This is a genomic window from Desulfobulbaceae bacterium (assembly GCA_013792005.1).
Classification (GTDB): domain Bacteria; phylum Desulfobacterota; class Desulfobulbia; order Desulfobulbales; family VMSU01; genus VMSU01.
The window spans coordinates 1-11,155 of sequence record VMSU01000202.1; the positions used below are offsets into that span (position 1 = coordinate 1).

At 49.6% G+C, this 11,155-nt stretch carries 7 protein-coding genes and 1 pseudogene; 2 read left to right on the plus strand and 6 right to left on the minus strand.

The features are described from left to right. On the minus strand, positions 1-1,014 hold a 1,014-nt coding region (locus tag FP815_13040), incomplete at its 3' end, for a DUF4011 domain-containing protein (protein ID MBA3015850.1). A gap of 1,043 nt (positions 1,015-2,057) precedes the next feature. Between FP815_13040 and FP815_13045 the strand changes: the two genes are divergently transcribed. Further along, positions 2,058-2,588 carry a hypothetical protein gene (locus tag FP815_13045; GenBank protein MBA3015851.1) on the plus strand — a complete coding sequence of 177 codons (531 nt, stop codon included), beginning with the start codon at positions 2,058-2,060 and terminating at the stop codon, positions 2,586-2,588. Between the two features lie 226 nt (positions 2,589-2,814). Beyond that, positions 2,815-4,014: a multidrug effflux MFS transporter gene (locus FP815_13050; GenBank protein MBA3015852.1), complete on the plus strand. Its 1,200-nt coding sequence runs from the start codon at positions 2,815-2,817 to the stop codon at positions 4,012-4,014. Between the two features lie 188 nt (positions 4,015-4,202). On the opposite strand, the pseudogene FP815_13055 reads toward FP815_13050, so the two are convergent. The 5 genes and pseudogenes from FP815_13055 to FP815_13075 all read right to left on the minus strand — a co-directional run bounded on the left by FP815_13055 (position 4,203) and on the right by FP815_13075 (position 10,931). Then, positions 4,203-4,454, minus strand: a pseudogene (locus FP815_13055) (hypothetical protein). Between the two features lie 248 nt (positions 4,455-4,702). Beyond that, positions 4,703-6,739, minus strand: coding sequence for a response regulator (locus FP815_13060; protein ID MBA3015853.1), 2,037 nt, complete (start codon positions 6,737-6,739; stop codon positions 4,703-4,705). Positions 6,740-6,766: 27 nt separating this feature from the next. Next, complete coding sequence (locus tag FP815_13065) at positions 6,767-7,156, minus strand: response regulator (GenBank protein MBA3015854.1); 390 nt, start codon at positions 7,154-7,156, stop codon at positions 6,767-6,769. Continuing rightward, positions 7,153-9,789, minus strand: a complete 2,637-nt coding sequence (locus FP815_13070; protein ID MBA3015855.1) for a PAS domain S-box protein — start codon at positions 9,787-9,789, stop codon at positions 7,153-7,155. Before FP815_13070 ends, FP815_13065 begins: the two co-directional genes overlap by 4 nt. After that, positions 9,786-10,931 carry a PAS domain-containing protein gene (locus tag FP815_13075; GenBank protein MBA3015856.1) on the minus strand — a complete coding sequence of 382 codons (1,146 nt, stop codon included), beginning with the start codon at positions 10,929-10,931 and terminating at the stop codon, positions 9,786-9,788. The genes FP815_13070 and FP815_13075 overlap by 4 nt, the downstream gene beginning before the upstream one ends. Positions 10,932-11,155 lie beyond the last annotated feature (224 nt).

Genomic DNA, 11,155 nt, shown 5'->3' on the forward strand with positions numbered 1-11,155 from the left:
AGGTGGTCCCTCAACTACCAAATTCTCTTTGTTGTGGACCACATCGATAATTACTGAAGTCTGAGAACTGTCGGCATCAAGAATTAGTCGCGTATCGGCCGCCCGAGGATCGCGGTCAATATCATACTCTTCGCCATAGATTTTATTGCCAGACTCAGGCTCATTCCGTCCGCCAAGTACTCGGGTAATATTTTCATGATCGATTATCCTGCTTCCTTCCGGCCATCGGTCAGGATCAAGATCTCGGTACATGAGGAGTTTCGAGAAGCTAAAGAGTCCCAACACCATTTCTCTTGCAACACGCCAGTTGATACGCCGGGCCACCGTCTCAGTAACGTCACGAAAATAAGTTTCAGGAAGCACTTCTTCATCAAGGGTTGGAAGGACCATGTTGAAATCATGGTTGAACTTCTCAGCCAATGAAAGATTCGTTTCTATATCTTCGCCGGTATAGGAGATAACATAGGTGTAACAGTTGGTTTCACGGTTGATCCGTGTGCGTTCAATTTTAACTGGAACGAGGATCAGAGGCGACCTGGTTAATTCAGACGAATCAACAGATTCAGACCATTCGACGAACCCCATGGCCAGATGAAGAAGGTTACTTCCGGTTTCTTCAATGGCGGTTCGTGATTCTTGAAGGAGTTTTTTGCACCGACGTTCAAGGACAACATCCGCAAATGGTGTCTGAAGGCGAGTGTCGCGGTGTTTTTTGGCAACTAACGAACTTGGCGTCGGGAGTTCATTTTGTCGATCAACGCTTTCGCCTTTTCGCTCTGTTAGGGGATTAATTCCGGGAATGGATAATTGAGCCGAGGCACTATCATCCTGGAGAGGGACGAACTCCATTGACTTCCCCTCAAGGACGAGAATACGGAACACTTCATCTGGCAGCTCATCAACTACACGAATGCTCTTTGCACTTTCTTTGTAGTTGAGCAGACGGTTTCGGCGAGTGAGGTCGAGCAGTTTACTACGAACGCCCTGTAGCGCCCCCATAATAAAATCAGACATGCAATTCTCGACAAAGTGAAAGGGGGAAGATCATTTTTCCGGGGACGCGTCAGAGTCTAGAAAACCCAGCTATTGCCCAAAATTCATATTGAATTGGCGACAGAAGGTTCTTTAGGGAGATTCAGAACAAACCTTTTGGTCAGCAGTATTTTAAATTGCCAAGAACAAACGCCACCATCCAATGAGGGGGAAACGATAGCCGGACCTATTATGGAAGTCAATCTCTTTTCCGTCGACTTACCCGCGTGGGGCTAACGCTAGTCCTGCCGTCCAAATTCCGCCTTCTATCTGGCTGAAACTTGAAGGGCTCCATCAATGTTTGCTGATTGTAGTCAACCCCTGAAGGACAACCAATAATTCTCCCTCTTTGATCCTCGCGCCAATCTATCTATCACAAAATCTTTCAGCCCGGACAAAGCAGTTAATCAAATCCTTGATCCCATCCAAGTTAAAGTCATTGAGTACTGCCCTCACTCATGTGGCAATGTCCTCAAGCTCCCGGCGTTGCTCGCATAACGCATGGCTAATCTTCCGTAGCTTTCCCCTGAGCCCTCCTTTATATCCGCGCCTTGCGCTCGCCCGTTTTCCTTCCTCCGTTCGTGGACCGGTGGATCGTTCCCACGGGCTCCATTGCCGAATCATTTCCGATTGCCTTTTCCGTCGCTCCAAAGTCCAGCCGTTCATTAGGTACAGCCTCCTCCAATAGTTGGGTTTGCTCGATTTTATTTTCCCGTGCAGGAGGTGCTTCTGCGTCATTGTTTACCTGTTTGAGTCAGCATGGCCCCAAAAAGCAACTCTAGAAACGTTGGCACTGAACGTTTCGGAAGTGCTTGGGGCAAAAATGTGATAATGTCGAACAGGGCTTTGGGGATATGACGGTATCCCTTGATGTCCATAGCGGCATCGACAACTTGTTGTCTTGTCAATACTTTTTCTGCTTCTGTCAGATTTTTTCAAAGATCGCGAAACTCTAAAGTCCAGTATTGATTGATAAGGGAGAAAAATCATATGATCGCAAAAAATTTGTGTTGAGGAGGTAGACTATGGGAACAAAGAGAATGTCTCTTCCGGTGGTCCTCGTCATAATTCTTCTCTTCTTGAGCGGTTGTGCCCCCGGCATCCTGCTCAGGACCCGCATGTTGAAAACCATAGGGCCGGACCCGGGCTCATATGACCTCATCCTTTATGGCGGCCAAAATCCTCATGATTTCAGAACGGTCGCCATCCTTGACCGCACCGATGACCAATACGCAATTATTCCGTTCGGGGCGGCGTTTAATTATCGGATTATTAAAGGACTTCCCGCTGCCGAGGCACTGGAAATGGGGAGTAGGTTCATTAGCGATATCACCGCATTTCGAGCCGAAGAAATGCGCGAAATTTACGGACCTAAGAACATTGTGATCGGGTACGAACTGCGGCCTGTCTATATGCCCCTTACTACCGGATGGCTTGGCGATATCCTTATCACCTCCTACCATCTGATCGAGAAGGGTCACGTGACGGTGTATGTCAGTTTTAGGGGGGAGAACTCCTTCGACATGCCAGAGAGTTCTAGAAACGGGCTCCGTTAGCGTATAATCAAGGTGCAAATTGTCGGGTTGGGAAATGAACAAGCACCTGCTGGTTAAAAAGGCGCTGTGATACATGGCTCTTTTTTGATCTTCAATACGCCGGTTTCCGATGTGGCGCCCAGTGCTATGCTCACCGGTGGCCGAGGGTGAGAAACTTGACACATCCATCCGATAGGGCCGAGCGGCAAGGGTAGCAATAACTTTTCATCTGGACTCACCATTCTCCATGCAATCATCTTTCTTTCGCACAGCTCTGGTACTTGGACTGTTGTCAGCCATCGGTCCTTTTGCAATCGACATGTACCTTCCGGCGCTACCCTCTATCGGTTTGAGCCTGGGGGCGTCCATGAACGCGGTTCAGGCGACTCTGATGGTTTTTTTTGTGTCGATGGGCATCGGCCAGATTATTTATGGACCGTTGTCCGATATGATGGGCCGCAAGGTGCCGTTGTATTTTGGTCTCGTTGTGTTTGCCATTGGCAGCATCGGCTGCGCATTGGCCCCTGATATCCGGATGTTGGTCGTGTTCCGTTTTATTCAAGGACTGGGGGCCTGTGCCGGGATGGTGGTGCCGCGCGCCGTAGTGCGCGACCTGTACACCGGGAGTGATGCGGCGCGGCTTATGTCGAGGCTGATGCTGGTGTTCAGCATCTCTCCGATCCTGGCTCCGCTGGTTGGCAGCGTGCTTATTGAGTGGGCTGGGTGGCGGAGTGTGTTCTGGGTTGTCACCGTCTTCGCTATCCTGGGATTGGCCTTGTTGTTTGCCAGCTTTTCGGAGACGCGACCGCCTGCGCAGCGGGTGGACAGTAGCCTCCGCAGCGCCTTTGCTGCGTATAGCGTGCTGCTGCGCGATCGCAAATTCTTACGGGTGGTGTTTGTTGGTGCGTTTGGTATCGCCAGTTTTTTTGCCTATCTGGCCAATTCCTCATTCGTTCTGATTAATCACTATGGTCTGACGCCGCGCCAGTACAGCATCACCTTTGCGGCCAACGCTGCTTCCTTTATCGGCGTCTCGCAACTCACTGGTCTGCTTGGAAAACGCTTCGGCCTGGTCACGGTGGTTAAGGTGGCGGTCAACGGATATGCGGCTGTTATGGCATTGCTTCTCACCTTAAACCTGCTGGGTATTGATCGACTTGATGTGCTGATTGCCCTGCTGTTCTTGGGGTATGGTTTTCTAGGGCTTGTAACGCCGATCACCGCTGTGCTTGCGCTGGAAGAACAGGGCGCGATTGCAGGTACGGCATCGGCGCTGATGGGAACGGTGCAGTTTATGCTCGGGGCGGTGGTTGTGGGGCTCGTGGGTATGCTGGTTGATGGCACGGCACGACCAATGATCATGGGCATCACGGTATGTTCGGCAATGGCGTGTCTCTTGGCCCGCGGCCCGCTGAGAAGCGCACACCGGACGGAGTTGCGGAGTTAAGCGATATTTGTCAGTAGTGGGGTCGCCGTTCACTAAGGGCACCGAAACTACAGATAACCCCGGAACTGTAAACGTTCATAGCGCTGCAGATGGATGGGGGAGGTTACAGGTTACTTGTTTTGCGGAATAGCATTACCCTTGCGGACTTCCTTGAGCAAAACATGGCTCACCCGGATATTATGAAAATTTTCATTCAGGACCAGTTGGTAAAATTCACAGTCTTTGCATGTTGAATATTTTTGGGCGAACAAGCCTTGAGTTTCTCCGTGACAATACGTCCCGGCAATAACCCAACATGCCCGGCCAGCATTGATACCATTATGGACACCATCAAGTCTTCTTTCTGTTGCAGCAGGGCAAACCCCAAGTTCTTTACTGCTCTGGCCGTTTGGCTCTCTGCCACAATTATAAAATTCCCAGCAGTTTAATTTTTTATTCATCTCTTTCTCATTAATGGTCATTTCTCATTGCGGACATTTACGGAATCCTTGTTTACTCACAAGTGCCACGATGTGCAATAGGGGAAACTTCCCATTTGCCATGAAAACAATATGTTAAAGGATAATTGTTGACCACTCCTTGGCTAATGCCTTTTTTGGTTAGGTTGCTTTCACTAGGAGTTCCTGAATTAACGAAAAGTATATTGAGTCACTTGCCAGAGTGGTGTTGGTGAAATGTCCGGGCGGGGTTACGGTGGTGTTTCATCTAACCGGCTCCTCACTTTTTGCAGGAGTTCAGATGGTGATACTGGTTTGTGAATTATCTGGGATTGGCTCATTCCCCGAATATTTTGTTGGATGTGGTCAGGCTCGTAGCCGCTGACGAAGAGAACCTTTATTCCAGGTTTAAGTGCTCGTATTTTTTCGTAGGCCTCATTGCCATTCATCTTCGGCAAGAGAAAGTCGAACAGCAGGAGCTGGATGCGATCTTTGTTCTCGACAAACTTCCGTTCTGCATCCTCACCGTCAATCGCCTCGATAACTGTGTAGCCGGATTGTGTCAGCACATGGGATTGCAGCTTCCTCACCGACTCGTCATCTTCTGCCAGCAGGATGGTCTCCGTGCCGGTGGCCATGGTGGTATTCGGTGTAATCAGGGGTTCTTTCTTGGCTGCTGACTCAACAACCGGCAGGTATATCTTAAATGTCGCACCTCTGCCGGGCTCACTGTCAAGGGTGATGTAGCCCTCATGCTGATGGATGATGCCATAGACCACTGCCATGCCCAGGCCCGTGCCTTTGCCTACTTCTTTGGTGGTGAAAAAAGGTTCGAAAATCCGTTGTCTGGTCTTCTCGTTTATGCCATTGCCGGTATCGGTCACGGTTATCAAGGCATAGGAGGCGGTAGTCTTGCCGTAGGCATGGGTGGCAATGAACCCTTTGTTTAGCTGAATTTGTTCCGTGGTGACGGTGAAAGAGCCGCCCTGGGGCATGGCATCGCGGGCATTGGTGGCAAAGTTCATCAGCACCTGCTCAAGGTGGTGGCTGTCACCATTGATCATGATTGGCTGATCGTGCAGGATAAAGTTACAGGTGATATCCTCGCCGATGACCTTTGTTAGGAATTTTTCGACCTGTCTGATGATATTGTTCAGGTCGGTGGTTTTCCGCAGGCTCTTCTGCTTTCGGCTAAAGAGGAGGAGATCTTTGGTAAGATGCGCGGCCCGATCGGCTCCTTGGAGCATGATCTCAATGTTTGATCGTTGGGGATCATCTTTTGCCATGCCCATGAGGGCGATTTCGCCATAGCCCATGATGGCGGTCAGGATATTATTGAAATCGTGGGCTATGCCACCCGCCAGGGTGCCGATGGACTCCATTTTCTGGGATTGCCGAAGTTGATCCTCAAGTTTAGTCTTTTCGGTAATGTCACGAGTTGTCTTGATTACCGCAGTTACTTCTCCCAGGGTATTTTTCATGGGAAAAGATCTGACCTCATATAAAGAGGAATCTCCTTTGTTGTCAAAATGGGTGTGGGAGGTAGTGGCAGCAGACCCGGTTTCAAAGGTCTCTTTTACCGGGCAGTATATCCCTTTTTCATAACAGGGTTGGAGTGATCCATGGGAACATTCGAAGCAGTGTTTGCCTAAGATATCGTCTGGCGGTTTCTTGCAGAAAAGCAGGTATGCCCTGTTTGTAGAGAGAATTCTGTAGTTTGGGTCAATGACGACGATGCCCTCATCAACACTTTCCACGATGTTTTTGATGAACTGTTCAGATTCCAGGATTTTGGTGTTGGCGGTTTCAAGCTCCTTTACTTTTTCCTCAAGTTTGGTGGCGACAATGTTGCTGTACCGCTGCAGGTAGTCATGCTCGTCATCGATTGGCGTAGCAAGGGTTGGTTGTGTCTCTTGGAGAATTTTGGCGTTGATGATTCTGTTGAGTTCAGTCCAGAACTCATCTGGGTCAGTTGGCTTGATAATAAAGGCATCGGCGCCTAAGGAGAGGGCGAATTCGACTTCTTCCCTCCCGGTGTAGATGGCAGAATAAAAAACAAAAGGGATGAGGCTGAGGGTGACATCATTTTTTGCTACTCTCAAAAACTGAAAGCCATCCATTACCGGCATGAGTGCGTCTGAGACGATCAGGTCAGGTTGGTTGATGCTTGCCAGATGCAGTCCCTCAGCCCCATCGGAAGCTTCTATAACCTCGCAGCCGTGATGCTCCAGGTTGTAGCGCAGCAGAGTTCTGTCTGCGGCGTTATCATCAACAATAAGTATTTTCATATGTTTCTCTGGTGATGAGTGGTGGTCTCAGTAACCGCTTTCCCTTGCGCCACATTTCGATAGAATTGCCTGGATCTGATCTACAATCGTATTGGGGTCAATCGGTTTTTCAAAGTAGCCATTACACCCTGCCGCAAGGATTTTCTCCCGATCTCCCTGCAGGGCAAAGGAGGTGATGGCGATGATGGGAATAGTATCGTTGATCTCGGATATCCTGATCCTTCTGGTCGCTTCAGTGCCGTCGATGCCAGGCAGGTTGATATCCATCAGGATAAAATATGGCCGCTCCTGGCGCGCCAATTCAACCCCGGCCTCGCCGGTTTCGGCGCTGATGACGGAATACCCGGCGTTTTTCAGGGCATAGGTGATCAGTAGCAGATTGTCGATATTGTCTTCTATTACCAGAACAGGGTTCATGTGGTTGTAACTCCTTTCTGTGCATTGTTCAAGATTGCCGGGATGTTGAGCGTGAAGCAGCTGCCAGCGCCGTGGGTGCTTTTTGCGGAGATCTCACCGCCCAGGGTTTCTCTGACAAGTTTTTTGGTAAGATACAACCCCAGGCCAGTGCCGGGGACTGAAGCGCGAAGCGGAGAATCAAAACGGACAAAGGATTGAAAGAGTTTTGGCATATCCTCTTCTTTAATCCCTATCCCGGTGTCTGTAACTGTGATTTCAATGTGTTCCCCCTCTTTTACAGTCCGGGCCATAAGCTGGACACCACCTTTGGTGGTAAATTTTACAGCATTGCTTAATAGATTAAGGATACACTGGAGCAGTCGCCTTCGGTCGGAATGCATCGCAAGATGCGGAATCTCGGTAGTTATCGAGAGTTTCTTGTCGGCGAGGTCTTTTGCCAGATTTTCTACCGCCTCGATGACCACATTAAAGAGATCAAAATCCTCTCGGCTGGTATCGAGTTTTCCCGATTCAATTTTTGAGATATCAATGACATCGTTGATCAGCGATAACAGGTGCTTGCCCGCCCTGTTGATGGTCAACAGCAGTTTTTTTTGTTCTTCGCTCACCGGGCCGGCCCATTCGTTACTGAGGACACTGGAAAACCCTATGACCGAGTTCAGGGGAGTTCTCAGTTCATGGCTCATACTGGCGATGAAGATGGATTTGAGGCGGTCAATCTCTTTAAGCTGTTCATTGGCCTGCTCCAGCGCCTCTGCGCTCATCTGCAAATCATCCACCATATTCATCAAGGCTGCCTGGGCTTTCTCCACCTGTTCCGTCCGTTGATCGACGAGTTCTTCAAGATTCTCCCGGTACTTTGTTAGCTCCAGTTCAGCTTGTTTGCGCTTGGTGATCACTTCGGAAAACAGGATGATGCCGCCGATTTCTCCTTCGGTTTCATACCAGGGCCGGATTTCCCATCGCACCCAATCCACTCTTCCGTTTTTATGCGGGAAGGGGTCATCGTCACACTGTTCAATCGCCCCAGCAAGACAGCGTTTATGGATTGCCCGCCAGCGTTCGGGAATATCCGGAAATACTTCGTAATGCGAGCGGCCGGTGACATTCTGTTGGCCCAGGTTATAGTCCTCAAGGAATCGGGAGCTTGCAAAAATATATTTCATCTCGTTATCGAACATGGCGATTGCTGCGGGAGAGTGTTCGACAAAAAGCCGGAGAACCTTCTCGTTTCTCAGCAAATCCCGTTCTGCTTTTTTGCTCTCCGAGACGTCTTCAACGCTTGACCAGATGAACTTCTCCCCTTTCTTTTCGATGAACAGTCCCTGCAAGCGGACAGGGATCAGGCGGCCGTCCTTATGGGTGTACTCCTTCTCGTATGGTCCGTATCTACCTGTTTTTTCAATATTTTTGAGTTGAGCATGTTCGAGTTCCAGGTATTTAGGGGGGGTGATGTCCCAATAGGTGAGTTTAAGTGTTTCCTCAACAGATCGTCCGATGATCTTGGCGTATGCCGGGTTGATGTCCACCAGGGAGCCATTCCGCCGGCAGAGGGCAAGGCCTATGGGAGATAATTCGAACAGCAGGCGGTTGTATTGTTCGCTTTCCCGAAGTTTTTCTTCTGCCTTTTTACGGGTTTTTTCTGCTGCGACAATCATCCAGGCTTTGGTGCAGATGATGGTAAAGAGGACGCCGCCGATCAGGATCATGCCGATAACCAGAAGCAGCCGGTTCTTGAATGAGGCGAGGGCGGAGAGGACCTCGTCTTCAGAAGAGGCCACGACAATCGACCAGAAACTGTTGCCAATGGCGACAGGCAGATAGACAGCATACTTCTTTACCGGTTTTACCGTCGTGGCCCCAATTTTATCGAAGAGGTAGGTTGCAGTTCCCTGGTGGCCCTGAAGCATCTCCTTCACCATGGCGAGAATTTCAGGGCACTCCTTGCAGTTATCAAAAATGGAATTCCCGGTAAAGCCGGGGACAGGACTGTAGAGAGTTGTTCCGTCGTGACTGATCACCCAAGCGTAGCCGGTCTTGCCGATCTGTATTACTTCGAGATATCGTGTCGCAAGGTTTGTGAAGTCAATGACGATGGCGACGGTTCCCTTGAAGGTCGCTCCCTTGAAGACCGGCACATGGAGTGCAACGGCATCAAATCCCTGGACTGTCTTGAACACATCGCTGACGACAGGTTGGTGGTTCCTCAGGATCTCTCGCACATGTCTTTGGTTTGAAATGTCGCTGCCTTCAGCGCCGCTGAAGGGCACGGTGTATAGGATCACCCCCTTTTCATCGACTCGGGTGATTGACTTGATTTGATCTTGATGCGCCTCGTAGAATAAGGCCATATATCGTTTGCCGTTATCGTCAACGCTGATTATCTCATCCATTTTCGAGAACGAAGTCAGAATGCCTGTCCACGTTTTGAAAAAATCAGCAATGCCCTGGGCCGCCTGTTTAGCGTGGATCTGTTGTTGATCGTTCAATTGTCTGATTGCGGTTGTTTTGGCCGAATCGTAGAAGTCAAAAAAGAGGTATGCGGATAAACCGGCGAAGCAGAGGATGAGAGCAAGAAGAGAGCCTTTTTGAATGCCAAGGTCCTGTCTGGGGTTCGTGCCTTGATCGGTCATGTTTCGTTATCCATATCTTCACCTTTTCGTTCCAGTTCCTGGATCTTTTTCTTCAGTTCCACCATCCGCAGTTCGCGGTTGATAAAAATTTTGTTCATTCGCTCGATAACAGCCATCTTGCTTTGAAGGTCTTTATTCTTTTCCTCCAGTTCACGAGTGCGGGCGGTTACCTTAAGGTCCAGCATCTCAGCTTCCTTTCTGATCTCTCCGATAAGCAGGGCGTTATGGGCCACAAGGCCGACGGTGGCAGCAAGGATTTCTAGGAAATCCCGGCTATCCGAGTATTTGGTTTCAGTTCTCGAAGCGATCCCGAGGACCCCGATGATTGTATTATCGTGGATAATGGGTAGGGCGGCAAAAGAGCAGATGCCAGCCTCCTTGCATTCACTTAAGGTGCAACGAACGTCGCATGAGATGTTCTCTGAAAAGACTGGAGAGCCATGCGCTGCGGCGAGTCCGCAGAGACACTCGCCCACTTTTTTCTTGTGATTGAGGTGCTCTTCTTCGATTGGAGCGGAACCTTGAAGAAGCAACCAGTCACCTGCTACCGTATAATAAAGCGCAAGGTCTGGAGAGCATGCCTTCATGACCTCTGCCAGGGCAACCTGTACCACCTCTTTGATGCTCTGGCTTCTGATGGCCCTGCTGGTTAGCATGTTCAACGCTTCAAGTTGTTGATTGCGCAGGGTAAGGGCGTACTGCATTTTTTTGACTGAGGAAATATCCTTGGCAACATGTACTGACCCGATGATTTCTCCCTCCTTGTTAGTGATCGGTGAGGCGGTTATTAGCAGTGGGATACCGATGAAAGGATCGTTCACCTCCAGGGTTGCGGGGAGTTTCTGCTTCATCATCTGTTCATGAGGGCAGCCGTCCCAGGGGGTGTTTTGTCCATGCATAACCTCGTAGCACTTCTGCCCCACCAGGGCTGCCGGAGATTGTTTGAGAAACTCAGCCAGCGCACGATTGACTTGGATGATTCTGAAATCCTTATCAAGGACGGCAACAAGATCGGTAATGGCATTCAAGATCTTTTCCCAATCCAGTGTTGTGATGTCAAAATCATTAATCATGTCTGCGCAAACTCCTTGTTTTTGTTTTGTGTCTGAATGCGCACTACGCGTTGTTTGTGCTTGGGGCATGTTTCTTAGGGCTGGCAGTAGCTATCAGTTATTCAATAAAAAATCTGCTGTTTTTACAAGGATGATTTTGGTTTGGGGTACGCTTTGTCTCCAAAAGGTTGCATTTAATGTAACTATCCACCTTCTGACCCAGAAAGATGCCGAAGCCCAGAACCGTAACTATTCAGCAGTGCCGCAGATGCTAGGCATCGGCCTGCGATGTGTGCTTTTCGCACATGAGCAGG

Excerpts from the sequence above, each read along its gene's own strand:
- FP815_13065 (MBA3015854.1), bottom strand. The coding sequence starts at position 7,156 with ATGAACCCTGTTCTGGTAATAGAAGACAATATCGACAATCTGCTACTG.
- FP815_13050 (MBA3015852.1), top strand. The coding sequence starts at position 2,815 with ATGCAATCATCTTTCTTTCGCACAGCTCTGGTACTTGGACTGTTGTCA.
- FP815_13045 (MBA3015851.1), top strand. The coding sequence starts at position 2,058 with ATGGGAACAAAGAGAATGTCTCTTCCGGTGGTCCTCGTCATAATTCTT.
- FP815_13070 (MBA3015855.1), bottom strand. The coding sequence starts at position 9,789 with ATGACCGATCAAGGCACGAACCCCAGACAGGACCTTGGCATTCAAAAA.
- FP815_13075 (MBA3015856.1), bottom strand. The coding sequence starts at position 10,931 with ATGCCCCAAGCACAAACAACGCGTAGTGCGCATTCAGACACAAAACAA.
- FP815_13060 (MBA3015853.1), bottom strand. The coding sequence starts at position 6,739 with ATGAAAATACTTATTGTTGATGATAACGCCGCAGACAGAACTCTGCTG.